Here is a 24,196-nt window from a genome sequence, read left to right on the forward strand (position 1 = left end):
GATTAAAAGTATTACTAAAACTTTTCTAGTCATTAAAAAAGCACTTTGTTCTAGGTGCTTTTTAATGTTCATATTATCCAAATCTTCCTTTTTGAACGACGCCATGATCAAGATTTGAACTTGCGAAATTTACAAAAAACACCATAGCTAGCATCAAAAGAGATAAAAAGCACTATATTTAGAAATTATTAAAAAACTTCTAATCAATTCCATATTGGTATCCTGCTGGAGGAATTGTTTTTTGTTTCTTATTTAAGAGTTATTGGTATGGCAGTTCTGGGGAACTTGGTCATCTCAGAACTTCTAGAAGAGTAAATAAATCGTTAGTAGTCATTGATAAGTAAAAGACTTGCTAAAGAAGATCATTTAAGGAAAAGCAAGCATTTAAATCATTAGCGTTGGAATTTTTGCAGAAAGATTCAGGTCACTAGATCTTTAAGTAACTCCAGGACCCCAACTAATTTCAAGTATCCGTTGTTCTCTTCTAGTAGTAAAATCGTTGGACCCAACGAGAGAAAAGATAAGAGAATATGGATAGTTCTAGTAAAGAAGAAGAAAAAAAGAAGAAAATTAATGAAATAAAAACATTCTCAGTTCCTCTTGATTTAGTAAAAACCAAGGGGAAAACTACTTTGAAGACTAATGTTCCTTCTAAACTTTCTAAAGAACAAATAATTAATCAGGCAATAAATTTCCATTTACAAGGTAATATTTTAGAAGCAATAAAATATTATGAACAGTTAATCAGTCAAGGATGTAATGATCATAGGGTTTTTTCTAATTATGGAGTTATATTAAGAGATCTTGGTAAATTAAAAAGAGCAGAATTATTTACTCGAAAAGCAATTGAATTGAATCCTGATTTCGTAGAACTGCATTCCAATCTGGGAAGCATATTGCAAGATCTTGGCAAATTAAAAGAAGCAGAATTATCACAAAGAAAAGCAATTGAACTGAAACCTAATTTTGCAGAAGCAAATTCAAATCTGGGAAATATATTGAGAGATCTTGGAAAATTAAAAGAAGCAGAATTATTTACTCGAAAAGCAATTGAACTGAAACCTGATTTTGCAGAAGCTCATTCAAATCTAGGCACCATATTGCATGATCTTGGCAAATTAAAAGAAGCAGAAAATTCTCATCGCAAAGCAATTAAAATTAACCCTGATTTTGCTAATGCTTATTCTAATCTTGGCAATGTATTGAGAGATCTTGGCAAATTAGAACAAGCAAAAGAATTTCTAAGCAAAGCAATTGAAATAAAATCTGATTTCGTTCATGCTTATTACAATTTGGGGAATATATTTATAGATCTTGGTAAATACAATGATGCTGAAAATTTTTATAAGAATGCTATAAATTTAGATAACAATTTTTCACCTGCTAGATTAGGCTTAATTGTTTCAAAAGGAAATATATGCGATTGGGATGATCAAAATATTGAAAGCAATTACCTTGATAAACTTGGAATTGAAGGCTTATCTGTAAACCCTTTAGGTTTATTTTATTATGAAGATAATCCATTAAATCAATTAAAAAGAGCTAAGAAATTATATAAAGAAAAATATTATAAACAATCAAAAATAATAGCTCCTTTCAAAAATAAAAAAATTCATGTTGGTTATTTTTCAGCAGATTTCAGGAATCATCCAATGATGTATCTGATATGCTCTATGTTGAAATTACATGATAAATCTAAATTTAATATATATATATATTCATTCGTGCCTAAAGAAGATGAATATACCCAGTTAGCCAAGAACTCTGGATGTATATTTAGAGATATCAAAGAACTAAATTATAATCAAGCTGTTGATATAGCAAGGAAAGATAAACTAGATATTGCTATAGATCTTATGGGGTATACATTACACAATAGGATGGAAATATTTTCTTATCGAGTAGCACCTATACAAATCAATTATCTAGGATATCCTGGCTCTCTTGGAGCAGATGCTATTAATTATATTATCTCGGATAGCATTGTTATTCCGAAGGAATATGAAAGATACTATTCTGAAAAAATAATTAGAATGCCTGATTGTTATTATTGTACTAATGACAAAATGGAAATATATAACGGACCGATTTCACGTAAGGATTTCAACCTTCCTGAAAAAGGATTTATATTTACTTGCTTTTGTGCAAATAAGAAAATCACTTCAAAGGAATTTGATATTTGGATGAGATTACTTATTAAAATTAAAGGAAGTGTTATTTGGTTATATCAATCTAATAAATATTCAGTAGTGAATTTGATTAAGGAGGCAGAAAAAAGAAATGTAGATCCAGATAGATTAATCTTCGCCAGTAAATTGCCATTAAAAGAACATCTTGCAAGGCATGCTCTTGGAGATTTAGCACTCGACACCTTTAACTATAATGGTCATACAACAACTACTGATGCTTTGTGGGCAGGGCTACCAGTGCTAACAAAAATAGGAGAAAGTTTTGCGGCAAGAGTCTCTGCAAGTATTCTGACTTCTATAGACCTGCCTGAGCTAATTACTTATAATGAAAAAGAATACGAAGAAAAAGCCCTTGAAATAGCTAGAAATCCTGAAAAACTTATAAGTATAAAATCTAAATTAGGAAAGTTAAAAGAAACATCCCCACTTTTTAATTGTGAATTATTTACAAAAAACTTAGAGAGAAAATTCATAGAATTAGTTAACTAATTTTATGAATCAATATATTCTATAGAAACCATTTCCTAGAGTATAAAAAATAAACAAACTTACAAAACTGTGAACTGTTTCAGAAAAGCATCCCCACACTTTCAAAGCAACCTATCAGTTCTGGGTTTCTAAAATGACTACCTGATTATTCAGAGAACATCGTGGCATTAATAATTCATTAATTTGATAGGGCAACTTTCATACCGTTTTTATAGATACTCAATTTGTGCTTTATTGAACTCAAAACCTTCGAAAAGCAACTATATCTTGTTTTTGGTATTAAAAAAGCACCTATAAGGTGCTTAATAATGGTGCCAGGACCCAGATTTGAATTGGGGAAAATTTAAAAAAATACTAAAAAAACACTATTTATGCCTGTGAAGAAAGGACAAATTTCTAGATATTGTGCCCTCTCAAAAACTTCCATACCAGTTCCATACCAATACCTTTCTTGAGGAGTTATTTTTTATTTCTTATTTAAGTGGCATTGGTATGGAAGTTCTGTGGGACTTAGTTAACTCAGAAGTTCAAGAAGAGTGGAAAAGTGGTTAGTAGTCATTGATAAGTTCCTTTGAGAAAAAGACTTGCCAAATAAATTCATTCAAGGAGAAGCAAGCAGTTAAATCATTAGAGTTGGAATTTTTGCTTAAAGATTCAATTCAATAGATCTTTAAGCAACTTCAGGACACTAAATGTTTTCCAGTATCAGCTGTTCTTTAGTAGTAAAATCGCAGGACCAAAAGATAGAAAAGATAAGAGAAGATGGATAGTTCTATTCAAGAAGGAGAAGAAAATAAGAAAAGCACTGAAGTAAAAACATTCTCAGTTCCATTTGCCTCAGGTGAAATCAAAACCAATATTACTATTAATATCACGAGTCCTTCTAAACCTTCTAAACCTTCTAGAGAACAAATAATTAATCAAGCATTTAAGTTTCATTTCCAAGGAAATATTTCAGAAGCAATAAAATATTATCAACAGATAATTAATCAAGGATGTAATGATTACAGAGTTTTTTCTAATTATGGAAGCATATTGAAAAATCTTGGCAAATTACAAGACGCAGAATTTTCTACTCGCAAAGCAATTGAACTAAAACCTGATGTAGCAGAAGCACATTCCAATCTCGGCAATATTTTGAAAGATCTTGGCAAATTAAAAGATGCAGAATTGTCATACCGCAAAGCAATTGAACTTAAACCTGATTTCGCGGAAGCGCATTCAAATCTGGGAAGCATATTGAAAAATCTTGGCAAATTACAAGACGCAGAATTTTCTACTCGCAAAGCAATTGAACTAAAACCTAATTATGTAGAAGCACATTACAATCTGGGAATCATATTGAAAGATTTTGGCAAATTACAAGATGCAGAATTGTCATACCGCAAAGCAATTGAACTTAAACCTGATTTCGCGGAGGCGCATTCAAATCTGGGAAGCATATTGAAAAATCTTGGCAAATTACAAGACGCAGAATTTTCTACTCGCAAAGCAATTGAACTAAAACCTAATTACGCAGAAGCACATTTCAATCTGGGAATCATATTGAAAGATTTTGGCAAATTACAAGATGCAGAATTGTCATACCGCAAAGCAATTGAACTTAAACCTGATTTCGCGGAGGCGCATTCAAATCTGGGAATCATATTGAGTGATCTTGGTAAATTACAGGAAGCAGAAATCTCATTACGCAAAGCAATTGAACTAAAACCTAATTACGCAGAAGCACATTCCAATCTGGGAATCATATTGAGTGATCTTGGTGACTTACAGGAAGCAGAATTATCATACCGAAAAGCAATTGAACTTAATCCTGATTATGCAGATGCTTATTCCAATCTGGGAAGCATATTGAGTGATCTTGGTAAATTACAGGAAGCAGAAATCTCATTACGCAAAGCAATTAAACTTAATCCTAATTTTGCTACTGCATATTTTTCTCTATCGACTCTGAAACACTCAAATGATGATAATAAAATATGGCAGGATCACCTCTTTTCTGAAAGTATCTTGAATACTAAATTACAAAAAGATCAAATTGATATTTACTTCGCAAGAGCAAATATTCTTCATAAGGAAAAAAAGTACGAAGACAGTTCTAACTTTCTTGAATTAGCAAATCAATTAAAATTAATTCTTCACCCATCTAACGCAGATACTTTAATCAATCAATCTAAAGTATTACGTATTGAATCAGATCAAAAAGAAATTAATAAAAAAGACTACAAAGAACCACCAGAGAGTATTTTCATTGTAGGAATGCCAAGAAGCGGTTCTACATTATTGGAATCAATTCTCAGTATGAATACTAATGTTGATGATTTGGGGGAGAGTAATATCTTCAAAGAATCATTCCTAGATTATAAGAAAAACAACCAATTATTAACTCTTGCTGAGAGATATTGGGTAAAAATAAAAAATCATAAGAAACAATCAAATAAAACAACTAATAAAAACTTATACAACTACCGATACGCAGGTGTTATTGCTCGGCATATACCAAACGCAAAAATTATTCACTGCTATAGAAATCCTTTAGATAATATTCTTTCAATTTTCCGAACACATTTTGCTAGAGGAAATGAATATTCCTCTTCCTTAGTGGAATGCGCAAGAGTTTATCTAGATCAAGAAGAAGTAATGACAGAATATAAGAAAAGATTTAGATCAAAAATATATGACTTAAACTATGACTCATTAGTTAGCAATCCTAATAAAGAAATTCAATCTTTGATCTCTTGGTTAGGTTGGAAGTGGGAGGATAAATATCTATCTCCTCATCTAAATCCACGCTCAGTATCTACAGCAAGCAAGGTTCAAGTTCGGTCACCAATTAATTCAAAATCTATTGGTGGATGGAAGAATTACAAAGATATGCTGAAACCTGCGATTGAAATCCTGACTCAAACTGATAAATATCAAGACATAATCTCCTAAAACGAACTTACAAAACTGGGCAAAGTTTGAAGAAAACCTCCCACAACCTACGCAGGGATGTATCAGTTCTGGGTTTCTAAAATAACTATCTGAATATTCAGAGAACATCGTGGCAGTAATAATTCATTAATCTGATAGGGCAACTTCCATACCACTTCCATACCGTTTTTACAGATACTCAATTTGTGTCTTATTGAACTAAAAATCCTGAAAACCTAACTATATATTGGTTTTGGTATTAAAAAAGCACCTATAAGGTGCTTAATAATGGTGCCAGGACCCAGATTTGAACTGGGGACACGGCGATTTTCAGTCGCCTGCTCTACCAACTGAGCTATCCCGGCTCTGACCTCTAATAATGTACCAATTCGTAAGTACCTTATTGAAAAATAAATTGAAATCTCCTTAATTTTCTTTTGTCCAAGTTAAAAGGCAACTTTAAAAACAAGAGTAAGCTAGCGATCTCTTGATTTTCTTAGCAGTATTTTTCATTATGCTGGAATAGCCTTAATCATCTTAACCAATGTTTTATGTGCATCTGCACAGTCTTGAAGGATATGATCAAATTCTATTTCTAATATCTGTCCATCAATTTTTAACTGAATAGATTCTGGAGATATGCTGATCATTTTCGCTGATTTAAAAGTTTTGGTTTTTCCATAATATTTTGCATATGCAAAGACTGCATCCTCATGGTCTTTGTTCATATGATTACAGATTCTTGCACTTGACTCATTGTTGATAGGCTCGGAATTCATAATTTTTCTTTAGATAACGACTTTATAAATTAATTAATAAGTTAGTTAGATGTTTAAGAAGTTGAGATTAAAAATTTCATAAAGAATTTAATCCTTTATTCATGATAATCCTTGCAAAGCAATACTAGCCACCCCTGCTGCAGGGGGTCTATTGCAAATTTTTATTGGTATGCCAATTTCTCTTTCTCTTATTTTTTTCCAAGTGATATTTTTTGCACCACCTCCAATAGTAATAATTTGACTCGGTAAATCAACTCCTAATTCATTAAGCTTTTGCCAGCCTCTTGCTTCTATTTTTGCTAACCCTTCAAATAATGCATGAAGATAAAGAGAATCGCTGACTGGTCTGGGCTCAAACTTAGGTTTTAAATTGGGATCATCTATTGGAAATCGTTCTCCTTGACTGGATAGTGGAAGTAGAGTTAACCCTGTTGATTTATTAGGGTTAATTTGTTTGCTTAATTCTTCAATATATTCAAGATTAAAGAAATCTAGTAGTATTGCAGCTCCTGCATTAGATGCTCCACCAGACAGCCAATTCCCTAATAATTTATGATTAGAGATCCCTTTCCCCGAAAGGGGTTTATTAACAAATTTCTTAATCACTATTGTACTGCCAAGTATTGTTATCCCATCATGTTTATTGGGAAAAGTTGCTAAAACCCCAGCATTCGAATCTGTAGTACCTGCTATTACTTTAAGATTTTTTGGTAAATTTAACTTATGTGCTTTTTTAATACATATATTCCCCATTATTTGCCCAGAAGGAATTATTTTAGGAAGACAATTTAACCATTTTAAATGTTCAAAACTTTCTGGCCATGAATTATTTGATATATCCCAACCCATCCTGATATTGTTACCTTCCTCACCATATTCCCAATCATTGATAAGCCATCCACTTATCCAATCTGCTTGGTGTCTTAAGATTATTTCATTACCATATAAGTGCAAAAGTCTTAGTGCTCTCCCAACACTTCCACTTATGCTAGAGCCTGCACATTCTTTCGTAAATAGCTTTTCAATCTCGTACGAATATTCTGAACAGGATAAAAAATAAGGCAGGGCTTTCCCAATAGGTTCTCCATTTTTCTTGCATGCTAAAAGTGTTCCAGATGTACCCGCTACAGAGCAGGAAACCAATTTTTCTTTTAGCCCTTTAGGGATTTCTTTTATTAGATTTATGAGGCTATTTATCCAGTCTTCAGATATTTCAAGACCTTTTGAATATGCTTTTGAGGAAGTGAATAGTATTTTTTTTTTAGTATTAATTATTGCAATTCTTACACCTGATGTACCAAGATCTATACCAAGCACAAGCGAATTATTTAACATTTTTTGATTAAAATCTTTTTTATACGAGTAAACTCAATTCTTTTGCTTTTTGAGTTACATCCTCCCATGGAAGAGCAATATCAGTTCTACCAAAATGACCATAAGCTGCAATATCTCTATAAAAACGTCCTCCTCTTAGACTAGGAAGTCCCTGCAGGTTAAAAGATTTCATAATTGCGCCTGGTCTTAAATCAAATTGATTTTGAACAATTTGAGTTAATTCAGCGTCTGAAACTCTCCCGGTACCATAAGACTCAACAAGTATTGATACCGGCTTGGCAACACCAATTGCGTAACTTAGTTGGACTTCAACTTTTTTGGCAAGATTTGCTGCGACTAAAGCTTTTGCAACAAATCTTGCTGCATAAGCTGCGGATCTATCAACTTTTGTAGGATCCTTTCCAGAAAAAGCCCCACCCCCATGGCGAGCATATCCACCATATGTGTCTACAATTATTTTCCGACCTGTAAGTCCTGCATCTCCTTGAGGTCCTCCAATGACAAATTTCCCTGTTGGATTTACCAGAAATCTTGTAGTTTCTATTGAAGGTTTTAAATCCAGATCCTCAGTGGCTGGCTCAACAACCAATTGCCATAGGTCGTTTGCAATTCTTTTTTGGATTTCCTCTTCAAGAGTTATTCCATCGACTTCTGATTTGTGCTGAGTAGAAATCAGTATTGTGTCGATGGTGCAGGGGACTCCGTTTTCGTATGAGACACTTACTTGGGTTTTTCCATCAGGTAAAAGATAATCAATTAATTTTTGATGCCTAACTGATGCCAATCGTCTTGCTAATCGATGAGCGAGACTAATTGGCAATGGCATTAGTTCAGGAGTCTCGTCACAAGCAAAACCAAACATAATTCCTTGATCACCTGCACCAATTTGATCTAATGGATCTGTTGAATGGTCTTCAGCTTCATCTACTCCTTGAGCAATATCTGAAGACTGTTGGTCAAGAGCAACTAGGACTGCGCAACTATTAGCATCGAAGCCACCTGCACTTGCACTTTCATAGCCAATACTTTTGATCACTTCTCTAACAAGCTTATTGAAATCAACCTCCGCTTTAGAAGTTATTTCTCCAGTTATTAGACATAAGCCAGTATTTACTACTGCTTCACACGCAACCCTACTTGTTGGATCTTCAGTTAAGAGAGCATCTAAAACGGCATCACTTATTTGATCGCAAATTTTATCAGGATGTCCTTCTGTTACCGATTCAGAGGTGAAAACGTATCTACTCATTAGAAACCTGAATTGAATACTACTTTAGGTGTTTGTCAGAATGTTTAATTCATTTAATTTTTTGATGATGAATTGTTTTTCAGTAAGGGTTGGAGGAATTTTCCATCCACCAATAAAGCCTATTATTATTGCTACATCTGCTTCTTGGGCCATTTTTAAATCAGTATCTGCATCTGAAATCAGCGCACATTCTGAAGGCTTTTTCTTCATTCTTTTGCAAAGTTCTATAACTGCTTTTGGGTTAGGTTTCGAAGGTTTATTCTCAGCACTCCAAAGATAATCAAATATGCCTTCTAATTTGTTGCTGGAAATAAATTCTTCTATTCCTGTTTGTGTATCATTCGTCATTAATGCAATAGTTATACCTTTTTGTTTTAGAGAAACTAAGAGATCAAATGCATCTGAAATTAAACTTCTTTGCTTCTGTGTATTGTCTTCATTATTAGATAGGAAGATATCTACTTCATCGAATATTTCTTGACTTATGGAAAGTGATTTAAACCAATCAAAACCAAATAAAGAAAATATTGTTGCTGTAGATATAATATTTTGCTCTTTCGAAGCTATTGCTAGACTTGCATTAGCTGAAAGAGCTTGATTTTTTAATCCATAAATAGAATTAAGTAATTTTTTTAAAAGAAAAATTTTAAAATTGTTTATTTTTAATTTTTTAAATTTAGATGCTGCAAAATCTACTCTAGTTTTGGCAAGTTCTAATAAGTATTCCTCACTATTGGATAATGTGCCATCCTTATCAAATATTATTGCCTTAATAAAACCAGCAGAACTATTTCTTATTAACAGCTCTGCCATTTTTATAAAAGTAAATAATCAGATAGTCATTACTGCAATGGGATCTTCACCTTCTTCGGCTTGCTCAAGAAGCATTTGTTTATATCTTGCTGCCATCTCTTCAGCTTTATCAAAAACTTTTTGAGGGTCAGTCAGCATGTCTCCAGGTTCTGGTTCAAGTGCCTTTGTAGAGAGTGAAATTCTACCTCTTTCGGCATCTAGGTCAATTATCATAACTTTCATTTGGTCGTTGACATTTAGTACAGAGTGAGGAGTCTCAATATGTTCATGGCTGATTTCAGAAATGTGAAGAAGTCCACTAACACCTCCAATGTCTATAAATGCTCCATAAGGTTTAATTCCTCGCACTGCTCCGACAACAACTTCTCCAACTTCAAGTCGATTCATTTTCCTTTCAACTAAAGCTCTTCTATGACTTAGAACCAGCCTATTTCTTTCTTCATCAACTTCTAGGAATTTCAATGGTAGAAAATCAGCAACTAGTTCTTCTTTAGCCTTTCTAGTACTTATATGAGATCCAGGAATAAAGCCTCTAAGACCTTCCACTCGCACAAGTGCGCCGCCTCTATTGGTAGCAAAAACTTCGGAATAAATTGTGGCATCCTCCTTTTGTAATTGTCTCACTCTTTCCCATGCTCTTTGATATTCGATTCGCCTTATCGATAAAGATAATTGGCCATCCTCATTTTCCTCAGTCATGATGAAAAACTCTCTAATTTCTGAGGGTTGTAAAACATCACTGAGGCCTTCTACTCTATTTATGGATACTTCTTGCATAGGCATAAAAGCAGCTGTTTTGGCGCCAATATCAATCATTGCTCCTTTAGATTCAAGAGCAAATACAGTTCCATTGACTATGTCGCCAGGTTTAAAATTGTAGTCATATTTGCTTAATAAAGATGCAAATTCATCAAGAGTGAACCCTGCGCTTTCAAGATCAGTTTTATTTTTTCTGCTAGATGAGTCATCAGCTGCTGGAATGTTTTTGGGAATATCGTTTTCCTTTAATTCACTTTCGGAAGAAGTATCAAATTCTGAACTTGCTGAATTTGAGATGGTTTCTTCAGTTGGTGAGATTTCTGTTTCTAGATTTTTTTCTTGAACTTTGCTCTCTGGATTTTCAGACATGCTTTAATGACGGTCTGCCATTTTAGGACAGTGCGATAGAAATACAAAATGGCCCGCCGACCAAATTGAGATTTAATTCTACTTTATTGATAGGTCTTTCTAGTTAAATAACTGATGCAAATTGTTCTTTTTTTAGTGGTTTTAGCGATTCAAGCGTTTGAATAAAATCATTAATTCCATGAAATTGTCTGTAAACAGAAGCAAATCTAATATAAGCAACTTCATTAATATCTTTTAAATGAGTGAGAACCATTTCCCCAATTTCAATTGTTTCTACCTCTTTCCTAATACCTTGATGGAGTTTTTGCTCTATTTCATCAACAATAAATTCAATTTTAGTTGCAGTTATAAGTGTTTTTTCACATGCTCTATTTAAACCACTAATTAGTTTACTTCGATTGAAAATTTCTTTTGCTCCGCTTCTTTTTAATACAGTAATTGGTGTCGTTTCTACTCTTTCATAGGTAGTAAAGCGGAAGTCGCAATTTAAGCACTCCCTTCTTCTTCTGACGCTTCTTCCAGAATCAGCGGAACGAGATTCAAGAACTCGACTGTCTGTATTTTGACAAGATGGGCACTGCATGCAGCCCTTTTCAATGATTTAACTAACTTTAAACATTTATTTGGCTTCTGAGAAGGGGCAGATTAAATAAAACTACTTTTTTATTGAAAAACTATGTATTTATTTTGATGATTAAATGAATAAAAATTTTAATTAATATTCTAGCCATAAAAAAAAGCCCTGATATATCAGGGCTTTTTTTATTTTACTTGTCGTACTTTGGAGGATCGCGAAATGCGACAGCAAAGAAGAGGGTTACAAGTGCCAAAGTGAGTATTAGCACGTAGGAGAAAGCTTCCATCTAAGTTCTCGGTATAAAGGGGGTAAGGAATCCTGACTTAGGCTCGACCAGGAATTCGGCGGGTGGATTCGTCTCCAAGTTTTTTGAAGAGACCAAACTCAACCTGATCGCCAAGCTCTGGATCGATACCTGAGAATCTGTCGCCAAAGAGAGTTCTTGCGGCGTGCCACCAGTGCCCAAAGAGGAATAACAAGCCAAAACACAAATGTGCATATGTGAACCATGCTCTTGGTGAGCTACGGAATACACCATCTGACTTGTAACGATCTCTATCAAACTTGAAGGCTTCTCCAAGTTGAGCTTTTCTCGCTAGACGTTTTACTACTACTGGATCAGTAAATGTTTGACCATTTAATTCACCACCATAGACAGTAGCTTTAACGCCTGTTTGCTCAATGGAATACTTGGCTTCAGCCCTTCTGAAAGGAATGTCAGCTTTAACATTGCCATCTTTGTCTTCGAGAATGACAGGGAAGTTTTCAAAGAAGTTTGGAATTCTTCTTACTTCTAAGTCATTGCCACTACTATCAGTAAATGCGATGTGACCTTGCCATCCACTTGGAACTCCATCGCCATTAACCATAGCTCCTACTCTAAATAGACCTCCTTTCGCAGGACTATTTCCAACGTAGTCATAGAAGGCAAGTTGTTCAGGGATAGCTTCGTAAGCTTCAGCTTTTGAAGCACCATCGTTCATAGACTCTTGAACTCTGCGGTTGATTTCAGTTTTGAAATACCCAGAATCCCATTGATATCTAGTAGGGCCAAACAATTCAACTGGAGTTGTAGCTGATCCGTACCACATAGTTCCAGCAACTACAAAAGATACAAAAAGAACAGCAGCTAGAGCACTAGCAAGTACACCTTCTAGGCTTCCTAGCTTTAAAGCCCTATAAAGCCTTTCTCCAGGTCTGTTGGTGATATGGAATATTCCACCAATTATTCCTAAAAGTCCTGCCCCAATGTGATTAGCGACAATACCTCCGGCATTGAATGGATTAAATCCTTCAGCACCCCAGACAGGAGCAACTTTTTCTACATGCCCAGTTAATCCATATGGATCAGATACCCATATACCAACAGTTGAGCAATGAAAGGCTCCAAAGCCAAAGCATGTTAAGCCAGCTAAGAAAAGATGTATCCCAAAAATTCTTGGAAGATCTAAAGCTGGTTCTCCAGTGCGGGAATCTTCCCATAATTCAAGGTCCCAGTAAGTCCAGTGCCATACGGCAGCAAGCATCAAAAGACCACTGAAAACTATATGAGCTGCAGCAACCCCTTCGAAGCTCCAGAATCCGGGGTCAACTCCGGTTGCACCGGTTATATCCCATCCGTTCCAGCTTCCTGTAATTCCAAGACGGGCCATAAAGGGCATGACATACATGCCTTGGCGCCACATTGGGTTCAGTACTGGATCAGAAGGATCAAAAATGGCCAATTCATATAAGGCCATTGAGCCGGCCCAGCCGGCTAACAAAGCAGTATGCATGAGGTGCACGGCCAAGAGGCGGCCAGGGTCGTTAATAACAACTGTGTGCACCCGATACCAGGGCAATCCCATGGGTCAGGTTCGTATAACGAAGCTGCTTAATGCAGCAAGACTCGCATGATCGTAAATGGTATTGCTTGAGTTAATGCACAGGATGTAGAGACCTGAAATGACTTTTGACACTCTTGGATAAATTCTAGCTTGTTTTGAGAGGCTTAAATCGGCTAAACACAAGTGGTAGACTAACGAAAAGGAAAAAAAAAAGAAAAAGAAAAAATTTTGGAATTTAAATTGATTTTGTAATTTTAAGTCGTTTTTGTATCAAACCAGTTTCAAAAAACTGAAAATTCAGGGATCAAATTTGCTTGAAAACGATTATTTGAAAAATTTTTTAGAGCTATTCAAATCTAAAAAAGCTAACGGACCATTTTAAACCAAAATTTTTCGGCAAATTACAAAATCTCAGTCTGTTTGAATCAAACCCCAGTTTTTTTGCTTAAGGGTTATATAGTTTATTTCAGAAATTTGTTCTGAGTAAAAACCTCGGTTATGGAAACCACTAGTTTTGGCTTTGCCGCAAGTCTTTTATTTGTTGGCGTACCAACAATCTTTCTTATTGGTTTATTTGTTTCTACCAGTGAGGGAGAAAAATCAAGCTTTTATTCAGATTCCAGTAAGGGTAGATTGAGCCCTGAACCTAAAAAGTAATTCAGACCTTTTTCAGAATTAATGATCTCAAGTGTTTTACTTGAGATCATTTTTGCTATCGACTTTTATCTCATAAACTTATTTATTGATTCAATAGATTTTCAATATGTTCTTGGGACTAGAATAATTAGGATTTTTTTATGTGTTTAGCAATTAATAGCGAGTGGAAAACAACAAAAATAATTCTTCCTCAACATACTGATCATGCTGGAGTTATGTGGCATGGTTCTTATATAAACTTCTTAGAAGAGGCGAGAATTGATGCATTAAATAAGGTTGGGACAACATATTCACAATTATCAAAAAGAGGCTTTGAAATACCAGTAGTTTCATTAACTATTAAATATAAAACTTCTTTTCTTCATGGAGAACAAGTATTATTAAAAAGTAAATTTAATATAGTAAATAAAATAAGACTTAGTTGTAGAACTTTATTTTTAAAATCAAATGGTGATATTGGAGCAGAAGCAAAGGTAGGACTAGTTATTGTAAGGAAAGCAAATGATTCAATCAAGTTAATAAGAGAATTGCCAGAACAAATTAAAAATATATTATTACTCCTAGAGGAGGGACCTAAAGTTTAAATTTTGATTTATGGTTTTAAACCCTATTGCTGGAAAAACTTTTCTTCAATGGAGAAAAAAAATGATATCAAGAGGAGGAAGAAAAGTTGATTTTGATTGGTTGCTAGATATTGCTGCTGGAGTTTCTTGGAGTAAGTTGCATCAAATGATTTTGCACCCTGAGTACTATTTTTCTCTAGATATTACAACTGAAGAATTAGCACTTATCTGGGAATCTCATTTAAAAGATCAAACACCTCTTCAATACTTAATTTCTAAATGTCCTTGGAGAGATTTTGAGTTAGAGGTCTCAGCAGATGCACTGATTCCAAGGCAAGAAACAGAATTTTTGATTGATCTTGCTTTGAATAAAGTTGCAAATTTAAAATTTGGAAGGTGGCTTGACCTAGGGACAGGCTCTGGCCCTTTGGCAATTTCTCTAGCAAAATCTCTTCCTGCCTGGGAAGGCCATGCTGTTGAAATTAGCAAAGATGCTTTGGAACTAGCAAAGAGAAATTTAAAATCTCTTACCCCTAACTCAAATGTAAAATTTTCTTTAGGAGATTGGTGGGAACCTTTAGGAAGATGGAATGGAGGTTTTGATTTGGTTGTAAGTAATCCTCCTTATATCCCTTCAGAACTAATTGAAGAATTGGAACCTGTTGTTAAAAATCATGAGCCTCGCATCGCTTTGGATGGAGGAATGGATGGGATGAATTCTTCTAAAAAAATAATTATTGGGGCATCGAATGGTTTAGCTAAAGGCGGTTGGTTAATTCTTGAACATCACTATGATCAGAGTGAAAAGATAATTGAATTTATGCTAGAGATCGGAATGGATGAAGTTGCTTATGAAAAAGACTTAAATGGTATTAAGCGTTATGCAATTTGTCGTAAATAAATAAGATGCTTACTGATCAATTTGCAATCTCTGAATTAGATGCAAAGTTAAAGAATGGATCTTTAGGGATATTTCCAACTGATACATTGCCAGCCCTTTGTTCATGTCCTAAATACTCAAAAAATATATGGAGTATTAAAAAAAGGCCTCTGAATAAACCTCTAATTTTAATGGGAGGTTGCTTGGAGGATTTATTTGAGTTCGTTCAACCCTGTGCCTTGGAAGATGGCTTGAAAATGGCAAAAATCTACTGGCCTGGTGCTTTAACGATTATTTTGCCCACAATTGACGGCAATCTCTCTCACTATTTGAATTCAAATTCAAACTCCCTTGGCTTTAGAGTTCCAGCCTTAAAGATTGCAAGAGATTTTCTTAATGAAACAGGTCCTCTTGCAACTACCAGTGCAAATATTTCTGGAAAATCTCCTGTTAAAGATGCGATAGAAGCTTCAATTGAATTCCCTGGAATTCCAATCCTTGGCCCTGTCCCTTGGCCAAAAGCCTCTGGCATGGCTAGTACAGTTATTGAGTGGAATAAAGGAAAATGGAAATTATTAAGGGCTGGTTCAGTTATTTTGAATTAAAAGTAAAGCATGATTTATCTATTAGGAACAGTTTTATTTTTACAGTCTCTTTTTTGGTGGTTTTTTAGAACTCCGATAATAAGTCTTGATTGGATTATTCAATTAAAAGCTTTAAACCTTTTCGTAGTTGCTTTTTTAATTTGGGTGATCTCTGGTAAATCTAAATAAAGTCTATCCAGCTTGGATTTTAAAAAGAGTTTTACAATGCCGGCTAACAGATTTGAACTGATGACCTTCGCTTTACAAAAGCGCTGCTCTACCGCTGAGCTAAGCCGGCAATTTTAATAGTCTACCTAAAAATGTAATTTTAAAGTTAATCCATTAAAAAATTTGTTGAAAAAACTTTTATAAGAGATTTTGATTCTTCAACCCCCATGACTATTTGCTTTTTTAAGTCATCACTAAGAAAATTTTAATCAGTACTTGCTATCTCTTGAGAGTTAACTTCAGTCTCATTTGTAGTTTCTATGAGCTTGATTTGACCATTTAAAGTTCTTTTGATAGGTAGGTTTGCAACTAGTGCTGTCATCCGATCTTCTGTCTCAAGACTAACTGCGCCTTCATCCATGTCTATTTCGACATACTTTGCAACTACTTCTAAAATTTCTTTTCTCATTTGATCTAAAAGGTCTGTGCTTAGATCAGAACGATCGTGAGCTAGAACAAGTTGAAGCCTCTCTCTTGCAGTACTGGCGCTAGCAGGCTGTCTTCGTAATAATTTGTTGATAATGTCTCTAAGTGTCATTGCTTTAGAAAATTTTTGTTTGCATTAGTCTTCTGAATTTTGCACCAAATCCTGAACTTTCTTCTGCTGGATCAATTAGAGGAATATCTTCTCCCTGTAATCTCTTCGCAATGTTTAGATAACATTTAGCAGCAGGGGAATTAATACTGTTTAAAGTAAGAGGCTCTCCTCGATTTGTACTGACAATAACTTGTTCATCCTCGAGGACAAGACCAAGTAAAGGTAAGGCTAGAATATCAGTCACATCCTCAATAGATAGCATTTCTTGGCTGGCCATCATTTTTGGCCTGACTCTATTAAGAACTAACTGTACTGGTTTAATAGCATTGGTATTAAGCAAACCAATAACTCTGTCGGCATCTCTAACTGCCGAAACCTCAGGATTGGTTACTACAATTGCTTCTTGGGAAGCCGCCATGGCATTTTTAAATCCATCCTCAACTCCTGCAGGGCAGTCGATTAAAACGTAGCTGAAGTGTTCTTTTAACATATCTACTATTCTTTTCATGTCATCTGGCTTTAACCAATCAAGCATTCTTGGATTGCCAGCAGGCAGTAAGGATAGATTTGATTCTTGTTTGTGCTTCACTAGGGCTTGATCAAGTCTGCATTCCTCCTCTAGGACTTCTTGTGCTGTGTATACAATTCGATTTTCTAGTCCTAAGAGTAAATCTAAATTTCTAAGACCAAAGTCTGCGTCTAAAACAGCAGTGCTAATACCTTGTCTGGCGAGTGAAATACCCAGATTTGCTGTAAGGGTTGTCTTGCCGACTCCACCTTTTCCTGAGCAGATAAGAATGACGCGCGTATCAGTCGCCACGGACCTCCTTGAATTCGACAAATTTTAGTTCGATTTTGATAGAGAAAAAAGCTTTATTGCTATATCGGTTGCATTGGGTTTGCTTTTGAAGACATCTCTAAGGTCGAATTTGCTGTTTTTCACTATTAATTTGAATGTTTTTGTGATTTGACTTTTTAAATTAAGTTGTCTCCAGTGGGGAAATAATAATTTTTTCTTGGATTATCCTTGCTTGCTCTGCAATACCAAGCTGTGGTTTCTCCTTAGGACCTCTGGCCACTTTGTTTGCGATTCTAAGTTGAACAGGCCTTAACTGAAGTGCACATATTGAAGCTTCAGGATTACCTTTGTTTCCTGCATGCGCTATGCCTAAAAGTCTTCCCCAAATAATTATATTTCCTTCTGCGCTCACTATTGCGCCTGGATTAACATCTCCAAGTATTAATAAATCATGAGGGCTTTCAAGATATTCACCTGATCTTACTGTTCCTTTGTGAAAGTCGGTTTTTGACAAATCTGAATTTTTATTATTTACTTTGAAATCATTATTTTCATTAATAAAATGGGTTCTATAACCTAATGATTGAGAGCTTACTGTCGTTTTTATTGATGTTGATAAAAAACTAATAACTCTACAATTATATCGATTGGTAATTTCTATTAATTCTAATATCTCAGTACAAGATAGATCGAGGCTTTTACAATCAATTTCTACATTATTTGATTTGATTGTTTTTAGTTCATTCTTTAAGCATAACCTCCAATTTAAATAATTTTTATTATCTAAATTGATAATGGTTTTTCTAGGATTTGAGTTCATTTTGTATTTATTGTTTTACTTTTAGGACTTCAATCTCAATTCTTAATTCATTTTCAATTTCTTTTGGATAAATCAACCATGAAGATTGATTAGCTTCTATTAATCTTTCAACTAATGGAGAAGCTTTTTCTAGAGCCTCTAGTTTTGCTCCATCCCATAACCGAAGTCCATATTTATATGGATGATAACTTTTAACTATTTGCTCTCTTATGCCGCAGGATATATCAGGGTCGATAAAGTACTTCTCAGATAGTACTCTTGCTTTTGCTAGGGCTTCTAGTCTAATTTCTAAAGATAAAAAAGATATATTTAATGCTTTCAGTAAATTCCGATGTATAAAGCGTCTACATAAATTTGATAAGTTTTTCGAGGAAGATTCTTGCCATTTATGAATATGATATCCAGTAACTATATCATCATTAGACAAGAAACTATCTATGCTCATTTGCTCATGATTCCATAGCCATTCTGACATATTTTTATCAGCCCATACCAAATCAGGCCCAAGCTTTCTAGCTATTTTTATTATTTGCTCTAATAACCAATTGCAAACCTCATTTAATCGGTGATTATAAACACTTCTGTACATTAGATTTCTTATAACTAAATAATGTTCAACTGCCATTAACCCTTTGGGATGTATAGCCAAATCTCCATCTGGTGCAATTGTCATCGCTGATATTATTCGATCAATATCTAGTTGCCCATATCTTGCCCCTGTTGTATAACTATCTCTCATTAAATAATCAAGTCTATCACAATCAAGTTGACTACTAATTAATGAAATTATTGATTTTTGGGGTGTTTCTCTCAATTGAATTAAATTTGAAATTGCTTTTGCATTTCCTTTGCCATATCTATCGATAATCATATTAATTTCTTTGTTTGAAGTTATCAATTTTGCTGTCCAATTTTCATGTTTTATTTTAAATATTTCTTCGCTTGTATGACTTAGTGGACCATGACCTAAATCATGTAAAAGTGCAGCACCGTAGAGAATGAACTTGTGCTCTTTTAATTTTGAATCAAATGTAGATAAATGATTTATTGCTCTTCTAGCAAGATGAAATACACCAAGAGAATGCGTAAACCTACTTGACTCTGCACCATGGAATGTTAAATATGCTGGACCTAATTGTTTAATTCTCCTTAATCTTTGAAATGGGGAGGAATCGACTAATTCCATCACCATTTTCTCTTCTGGAATTAAACTGTTTAAAGTTATGGATTGATGAAGAGGGTCATAATAAGTTCTTATTGACATACCTTATTCAATATCTTTAAGACCTAATTCTTCTTCTGTGAGATTCTCTTTTGATAATTTTTCAGAGACTTCTTCTTTGTCCAACGTTGCTTGCATCGTAAGTTCTGCGTCAAGAAGCCATCTGTCTTCATCAGAACCAGGATTTAGTGGCTCTGGCATCTCCAAAAGGCGATCAGGATCTATGCCAAGGTTTTGTATATCTCTTCCATTTGGAGTCAAGTAGCTAGCAACAGTTATTGCTAACCCGCTGCCATCACTAAGATTAGTTAAGGATTGTATTAAGCCTTTACCAAATGTTTTATTACCAATAAGTTCAGATCTTTTATTGTCTTGAAGAGCACCAGCAAGAATTTCGCTAGCACTTGCAGTCCCTTCGTTTACAAGAGTAACCATAGGTCCATCGTAAAGTGTCCCTATTCCAGAACTAATTGGATCACTTATAGCGTCTCTTTTCTTTGTTTCAACAATAGGCATATTGCTAAGGAAATCGTCAGCGACGGCAAGGCCAGAACTTACCAAACCTCCAGAGTTATTTCTTAAATCTAAAATCAGTCCCTCTATGTCTTTTCCTGAAAGTTCAGCCAATGCCTCCTTGACTTGCTCAGGGACGCCTTCACTAAATTGTGTGATTCTTAAGTATCCAAGAGTATGAGATTCATTTCTAATCCTTTTTGTTCTTACTGGTCTTAGATCAACGCTTCTTCTCTCTAGAGCAATCTCTTTTATTTCATCATCAGGTTGTTGTAATTCAACAATGACTTGTGTTCCAGTTTCTCCTCGCAATTTTGCTGCGGTAGCTTCAAGACCTAGTTGCTTTGGAGATTGCCCGTTAACTTTTCTTAAAATGGTACCACTCTTAATATCTGCATCTGAGGCTGGAGAGCCCTCTAAAGGAGATATAACTACTATCTCTCCATCGTCTTTTCTTGAACCTAACTGAAGTCCTACACCATTGATTTCACTGCCTATATTGCTTTTTTTCATCGCTTCATAATCTTCTGGCCTCAGTAAACGAGTATAAGGATCACCAAGAGGAAGAAGCATTGCTTCTATAGCTGAATAGGCTTGTTGGGAATTATTTATTGGTTTTTCAAGGGCTTTTTGACGAAGTCTTTTCCATTGGATTTCATCAAATTTCTTAGGAGCAAGATAACCCTCATTAACTAGATTCCAAGCCTCAATAACCAGCAATTGTCCATCATTGAGGGCTGAAGCGGGCTTAGTTAAAACTTGAAATAAAATTCCAAAGCAAATTAAAACCGCAAAAAGTCTTTGCAGTAGCTTGGTTAAAGATTTAACAGATGGAAGCATTGGATTGATCTTTTGCGGCGACCAAGGGGCACATCTAGTAAGATATTTCAAAGTACAGTGAATAAGTGGATGGCGAACTCTTCACCGGTTTATGACTGGTTCCAGGAACGTCTTGAGATACAGGACATAGCGGATGATGTCACTTCAAAATACGTTCCTCCACATGTCAACATATTTTATTGTCTGGGTGGGATAACACTGGTTTGTTTTTTGATTCAATTCGCGACAGGGTTCGCGATGACTTTCTATTACAAACCTACAGTAACTGAAGCTTATAGCTCAGTAAGCTATCTCATGACAGACGTGAGCTTTGGTTGGTTAATTAGGTCAGTGCATAGATGGAGTGCTTCAATGATGGTACTAATGCTTATTTTGCACGTTTTTCGCGTTTATTTAACAGGTGGATTTAAAAGACCAAGGGAATTGACATGGATAACTGGTGTTGTTATGGCCGTCATAACAGTTGCTTTTGGAGTTACCGGATATTCTTTGCCTTGGGATCAAGTTGGTTATTGGGCGGTTAAAATTGTTTCAGGAGTTCCAGCTGCTATTCCAGTTATTGGTGACTTTATGGTTGAACTGCTTAGAGGTGGAGAGAGCGTTGGGCAGTCAACTTTGACGAGATTTTACAGTCTTCATACGTTTGTAATGCCGTGGCTATTGGCAGTATTTATGTTGATGCATTTTCTAATGATTAGAAAACAGGGAATTTCTGGTCCTTTATAATTTAATAACTAGTTTTTCAATTAACCTTCAACCCCCTAAAAATTTTTAATTATGTCCACTCTTAAGAAGCCAGACTTATCTGATACCAAACTAAGAGCTAAGCTTGCTAAGGGTATGGGGCATAATTATTACGGAGAACCTGCTTGGCCAAACGACCTACTATATATTTTTCCAGTAGTGATTCTTGGAACAATTGCTTGCGTTGTTGGGTTGGCAGTTTTAGATCCAGCATTTCTAGGGGATAAAGCAAACCCATTCGCAACCCCTTTGGAGATTCTTCCGGAATGGTATCTTTACCCTGTTTTTCAAATTTTACGTGTAGTCCCCAATAAGTTACTTGGTATTGCCCTTCAAACGTTAATTCCGCTTGGTTTAATTATTCTTCCCTTTATTGAAAATATCAATAAATTTGCTAATCCTTTTAGAAGGCCAGTAGCAATGTCATTATTTTTATTTGGAACTGTTTTGACTATGTACTTAGGAATAGGAGCATGCTTACCGATTGATAAATCCCTTACTCTAGGTTTATTTTAATAGCTTTCTTCCAAGTCCAGCATCAAAACATCGTCTGGTTCTGCTCTTAAAAGATGATGCAGTAATAAAAATCCAACAATAGTCCAAGTTTGGTAGGTTCTAGATTGTTGACCTACCCAAGTTCCCGTTGGCCCATCAAAATATTCAGCCCATTTTTGTCTTGGTAATTGGTTCAATTGACTCCAGTAACACTCTTCAATGAGTGCTCTCATTTGCCCCATAAGTAAAACATCCGCTTCTGGGTAGCGTTTCTCATGAAGCAATATAGAAGCACCAAAAAACCATAAAAGACTTGGCCAATGACCACCATTGTGATAGCTCCATGGCCAGTTTTTGGGGTCAGAACCGGTTTTGTTTTGCCACTCCTCTACATCCATTGGTGGATGGCATATCCTCATGGGCATTTGTGCCATGAGGTGTTCACGGTTATGAAGAACAAGACGAAATAAGGCTCTCTGCTGAGGTGCTGTCAATACACCAAACATGCATGCTAATGAATTCCCCAAGCTATAAAAACGAAAATCAGGCCTACCAGTTCTTATATTGCCAATAAGGTATCCACCTCTATTTTCCAGCCAATCTTGAAGCCAGGAAGGCACTACTTGAGGCTGAACATTGAATTCATTTTGATGTTGATCTTCTCCGTATTGCTCAGTGGGCCTTCTTCTGAGCACTTGCATCGTTTTACTTGTGACCCAATAGTGCTTCAAAAGAAATTGTCGAAGATCATGCACCCACTGACGAGTTAAAACAAGTCTCTGATCAAGCAATCGACTTTTTTGATGTTTTCTGCTTAATTCCATTAGTTCTATGCAGCTTTTTAGGCATGCATGCAACAAAACCTCTACCTCAAGAGGAGCTCCCCAAACATCCATAGGTCGATCGATCATAAATGAACAATCTGGAACAAATAAAACAGGATTTCCCTCAAAAGTTGGATGCAAAACTAAATCAAGAAGAAGTTGAACACCTCTTTGAACCTGTTGACTTGTCCCAAAACTTTGATCACCACTTTTTTTTACATATAGCCAACAAAGTACTGGCCACCATAGGCTTGCATCAGCAGAGGTAATCCTTCCAATAGATCTCTGGCCATAATCTGCTATTAATTTTCCTTTTTCTTCGACAAAGCTTGTTGGAAAAACCCCTCTTGTTTGATAGGTAGTGCTTTGCAAATCCAGACTTACTGTCAAGAATTTCTTGACTATGTCAAATCGTTTCTGAGTTAACAGATAAATCATTACTGGGACGTTGTCCCTTAAAAAGATCTCTCCATAATTGAGAGCATCATTTTTTGTTGGATGCTCTAAGGCCGCAACACTACCTGCAATGTCACCGGAAATTTCAATTAAAGTTTTTTCAAAATGTTCTTTAGCTCTTGCAACAACTTTGTCTTCATTCGAGTTGGGGCGAACCCTTTGATGCTGTTGGCTAAAACGTGCGGGCATTAAGATAATCTTTTGCCATCGCTAAAAGCTAGTTATGGCTTACTCCTTTGATACTGATAGTAAGAGGTAAAACATTTCATTTGCAACTTTGTTGCAACTAAGTCCTTTGAGGGTCTACAATATTCTTCTGCGCAAAAGTGATTCTGGAGCGTACTCATTTAGCGAAAATTACGAAAGTTTTTAAGTTAAGTGGGAGTTTTACAACATTTGAGGACTAACCCCTTCTGTGTTGTAAGCTGAAAAACGGTCGAAAGATCGAAAAATGTTTTGGCTTTGTGCCAAGACAGAACCTAGACAACTTAAAAGTTTAGGAACTGACGCTTTTATCGCGTCTGGTTCATTTTTGAATCGGATGTATTGCGATAAAGGTGTGAGGTCCCGTCAAAAGAAATTAGTTGCATGATTTTGTCACTATTTCGAATTGGAGTTTCACGGCTCTATTTTGATATTAGGTGTTACAGAGTTAGAGCAACGACGGATCTGAGATCCGGGAAAGTCACGAAGATAAAACTAAGTGCACTCTTTAGAACCCTTATGAAAATA

General features: G+C 35.3%; 23 protein-coding genes and 2 tRNA genes. 9 read left to right on the plus strand and 16 right to left on the minus strand.

Going from position 1 to position 24,196, the window contains the following annotated elements; translation table 11 throughout:
* Positions 1-530 precede the first annotated feature (530 nt).
* From AC6EJB_RS09845 to AC6EJB_RS09855, 3 genes are all read left to right on the plus strand, one after another.
* A complete protein-coding gene (locus AC6EJB_RS09845) occupies positions 531-2,678 on the plus strand; it encodes an O-linked N-acetylglucosamine transferase family protein (RefSeq protein ID WP_498491283.1) in 2,148 nt (715 codons plus the stop codon).
* A gap of 405 nt (positions 2,679-3,083) precedes the next feature.
* Complete coding sequence (locus tag AC6EJB_RS09850; RefSeq protein WP_498491284.1) at positions 3,084-3,230, plus strand: hypothetical protein; 147 nt, start codon at positions 3,084-3,086, stop codon at positions 3,228-3,230.
* A 210-nt stretch (positions 3,231-3,440) separates the two neighbouring features.
* Positions 3,441-5,615, plus strand: coding sequence for a tetratricopeptide repeat-containing sulfotransferase family protein (locus tag AC6EJB_RS09855; protein ID WP_498491285.1), 2,175 nt, complete (start codon positions 3,441-3,443; stop codon positions 5,613-5,615).
* A gap of 268 nt (positions 5,616-5,883) precedes the next feature.
* Here AC6EJB_RS09855 and AC6EJB_RS09860 read toward each other — a convergent pair.
* The 9 genes from AC6EJB_RS09860 to psbB form a co-directional block, all read right to left on the minus strand.
* Positions 5,884-5,959 (minus strand) — tRNA-Phe (locus AC6EJB_RS09860).
* Positions 5,960-6,106: 147 nt separating this feature from the next.
* Positions 6,107-6,373, minus strand: a complete 267-nt coding sequence (locus AC6EJB_RS09865; RefSeq protein WP_498491286.1) for a DUF2470 domain-containing protein — start codon at positions 6,371-6,373, stop codon at positions 6,107-6,109.
* Positions 6,374-6,472: 99 nt separating this feature from the next.
* Entirely contained in the window at positions 6,473-7,708 is a 1,236-nt protein-coding gene (locus AC6EJB_RS09870) for an FGGY-family carbohydrate kinase (protein WP_498491287.1), read from the minus strand.
* A gap of 19 nt (positions 7,709-7,727) precedes the next feature.
* Positions 7,728-8,957, minus strand: a complete 1,230-nt coding sequence (gene metK / locus AC6EJB_RS09875; RefSeq protein ID WP_498491288.1) for a methionine adenosyltransferase — start codon at positions 8,955-8,957, stop codon at positions 7,728-7,730.
* Positions 8,958-8,981: 24 nt separating this feature from the next.
* Positions 8,982-9,770, minus strand: a complete 789-nt coding sequence (locus AC6EJB_RS09880; RefSeq protein WP_498491289.1) for an HAD family hydrolase — start codon at positions 9,768-9,770, stop codon at positions 8,982-8,984.
* An 18-nt stretch (positions 9,771-9,788) separates the two neighbouring features.
* A complete protein-coding gene (locus AC6EJB_RS09885) occupies positions 9,789-10,898 on the minus strand; it encodes a 30S ribosomal protein S1 (protein ID WP_498491290.1) in 1,110 nt (369 codons plus the stop codon).
* Between the two features lie 103 nt (positions 10,899-11,001).
* Entirely contained in the window at positions 11,002-11,481 is a 480-nt protein-coding gene (nrdR, locus tag AC6EJB_RS09890) for a transcriptional regulator NrdR (protein ID WP_498491291.1), read from the minus strand.
* 184 nt (positions 11,482-11,665) lie between these two features.
* Entirely contained in the window at positions 11,666-11,761 is a 96-nt protein-coding gene (locus AC6EJB_RS09895; RefSeq protein ID WP_011294325.1) for a photosystem II reaction center protein T, read from the minus strand.
* Positions 11,762-11,798: 37 nt separating this feature from the next.
* On the minus strand, positions 11,799-13,265 hold the full coding sequence (gene psbB, locus AC6EJB_RS09900; protein WP_498493038.1) for a photosystem II chlorophyll-binding protein CP47: 1,467 nt from the start codon (positions 13,263-13,265) through the stop codon (positions 11,799-11,801).
* A 534-nt stretch (positions 13,266-13,799) separates the two neighbouring features.
* Here psbB and psbM point away from each other — a divergent pair.
* The 4 genes from psbM (at position 13,800) to AC6EJB_RS09920 (ending at position 16,006) form a co-directional block, all read left to right on the plus strand.
* A complete protein-coding gene (psbM, locus tag AC6EJB_RS09905; protein ID WP_269609630.1) occupies positions 13,800-13,958 on the plus strand; it encodes a photosystem II reaction center protein PsbM in 159 nt (52 codons plus the stop codon).
* 140 nt (positions 13,959-14,098) lie between these two features.
* Positions 14,099-14,542 carry an acyl-CoA thioesterase gene (locus AC6EJB_RS09910; RefSeq protein ID WP_498491292.1) on the plus strand — a complete coding sequence of 148 codons (444 nt, stop codon included), beginning with the start codon at positions 14,099-14,101 and terminating at the stop codon, positions 14,540-14,542.
* A gap of 10 nt (positions 14,543-14,552) precedes the next feature.
* Positions 14,553-15,422 (plus strand): peptide chain release factor N(5)-glutamine methyltransferase, encoded by an 870-nt coding sequence (prmC, locus tag AC6EJB_RS09915; RefSeq protein WP_498491293.1) that lies wholly within the window; start codon positions 14,553-14,555, stop codon positions 15,420-15,422.
* A gap of 5 nt (positions 15,423-15,427) precedes the next feature.
* Positions 15,428-16,006 (plus strand): L-threonylcarbamoyladenylate synthase, encoded by a 579-nt coding sequence (locus tag AC6EJB_RS09920; RefSeq protein ID WP_498491294.1) that lies wholly within the window; start codon positions 15,428-15,430, stop codon positions 16,004-16,006.
* Positions 16,007-16,211: 205 nt separating this feature from the next.
* Here the strand turns inward: AC6EJB_RS09920 and AC6EJB_RS09925 are convergent.
* The 6 genes from AC6EJB_RS09925 to ctpZ form a co-directional block, all read right to left on the minus strand.
* Positions 16,212-16,283: transfer RNA gene (locus tag AC6EJB_RS09925), tRNA-Thr, on the minus strand.
* Between the two features lie 135 nt (positions 16,284-16,418).
* Positions 16,419-16,751, minus strand: coding sequence for a cell division topological specificity factor MinE (minE, locus tag AC6EJB_RS09930; protein WP_498491296.1), 333 nt, complete (start codon positions 16,749-16,751; stop codon positions 16,419-16,421).
* 4 nt (positions 16,752-16,755) lie between these two features.
* Positions 16,756-17,571 (minus strand): septum site-determining protein MinD, encoded by an 816-nt coding sequence (gene minD / locus AC6EJB_RS09935; RefSeq protein ID WP_498491297.1) that lies wholly within the window; start codon positions 17,569-17,571, stop codon positions 16,756-16,758.
* 160 nt (positions 17,572-17,731) lie between these two features.
* Complete coding sequence (locus AC6EJB_RS09940) at positions 17,732-18,370, minus strand: septum site-determining protein MinC (protein WP_498491299.1); 639 nt, start codon at positions 18,368-18,370, stop codon at positions 17,732-17,734.
* A gap of 7 nt (positions 18,371-18,377) precedes the next feature.
* On the minus strand, positions 18,378-19,634 hold the full coding sequence (locus AC6EJB_RS09945) for an HD domain-containing protein (protein ID WP_498491301.1): 1,257 nt from the start codon (positions 19,632-19,634) through the stop codon (positions 18,378-18,380).
* A 3-nt stretch (positions 19,635-19,637) separates the two neighbouring features.
* Entirely contained in the window at positions 19,638-20,945 is a 1,308-nt protein-coding gene (ctpZ, locus tag AC6EJB_RS09950; protein ID WP_498491302.1) for a carboxyl-terminal processing protease CtpZ, read from the minus strand.
* Positions 20,946-21,014: 69 nt separating this feature from the next.
* Here ctpZ and petB point away from each other — a divergent pair, with 69 nt between their 5' ends.
* Entirely contained in the window at positions 21,015-21,671 is a 657-nt protein-coding gene (petB, locus tag AC6EJB_RS09955) for a cytochrome b6 (RefSeq protein ID WP_011294336.1), read from the plus strand.
* Between the two features lie 51 nt (positions 21,672-21,722).
* Positions 21,723-22,205 (plus strand): cytochrome b6-f complex subunit IV, encoded by a 483-nt coding sequence (gene petD, locus AC6EJB_RS09960; RefSeq protein ID WP_498491303.1) that lies wholly within the window; start codon positions 21,723-21,725, stop codon positions 22,203-22,205.
* Here petD and AC6EJB_RS09965 read toward each other — a convergent pair.
* Positions 22,202-23,653, minus strand: coding sequence for a glycoside hydrolase 100 family protein (locus AC6EJB_RS09965; RefSeq protein WP_498491304.1), 1,452 nt, complete (start codon positions 23,651-23,653; stop codon positions 22,202-22,204). The genes petD and AC6EJB_RS09965 overlap by 4 nt on opposite strands.
* Between the last annotated feature and the right edge of the window lie 543 nt (positions 23,654-24,196).

The organism is Prochlorococcus sp. G4PB17 (assembly GCF_059772445.1).